Source organism: Heliobacterium mobile (genome assembly GCF_009720735.1).
Taxonomy (GTDB): domain Bacteria; phylum Bacillota; class Desulfitobacteriia; order Heliobacteriales; family Heliobacteriaceae; genus Heliobacterium; species Heliobacterium mobile.
This window is the reverse complement of record NZ_WNKU01000136.1, coordinates 1-506: the sequence shown is the minus strand read 5'-3', so window position 1 is coordinate 506 and position 506 is coordinate 1. Positions and strand designations below refer to the sequence as shown.

Genomic DNA, 506 nt, shown 5'->3' with positions numbered 1-506 from the left:
TTCCCATCCCGAACACGGAAGTTAAGCCCTCCTGCGCCGATGGTACTTGGGACGTTGGTCCCTGGGAGAGTAGGTCGTTGCCAGATTGACCGGTGTAACAAAGCCGGTATTACCGGATGCGTATCGTATCCGGTATAAATGGGGCTATAGCTCAGCTGGGAGAGCGCTTGAATGGCATTCAAGAGGTCAGCGGTTCGATCCCGCTTAGCTCCACCAAATTTATCAATCCACATGTCGTTTAACGGCGACAGGTTTGTTCCTTGAAAACTGCACAAAGGTAAATGTAAAGCGCAATCGATTCATGATAACTGTTCAGCGGCGCAAGTCGTAGGCAGAAGTCATGATCAAAATAAGGTCAAGTTAGTAAGGGCATACGGTGGATGCCTAGGCGCTGAGAGGCGAAGAAGGGCGCGGACAGCTGCGAAAAGCTACGGAGAGCCGCAAGCAGGCGTAGACCCGTAGATACCCGAATGGGGCAACCCGTCCGGAGTCATATCCGGACATCG

The 506-nt window shown here is 52.6% G+C and carries 1 tRNA gene and 2 rRNA genes; all 3 read left to right on the top strand.

Annotation, left to right across the window (positions count from 1 at the left end):
- A 5S ribosomal RNA gene (gene rrf, locus GJ688_RS20150) occupies positions 1-86 on the top strand; the annotation flags it as partial.
- Positions 87-140: 54 nt separating this feature from the next.
- Positions 141-216, top strand: a tRNA-Ala gene (locus tag GJ688_RS20145).
- A 137-nt stretch (positions 217-353) separates the two neighbouring features.
- Positions 354-506: ribosomal RNA gene (locus tag GJ688_RS20140) — 23S ribosomal RNA — on the top strand; the annotation flags it as partial.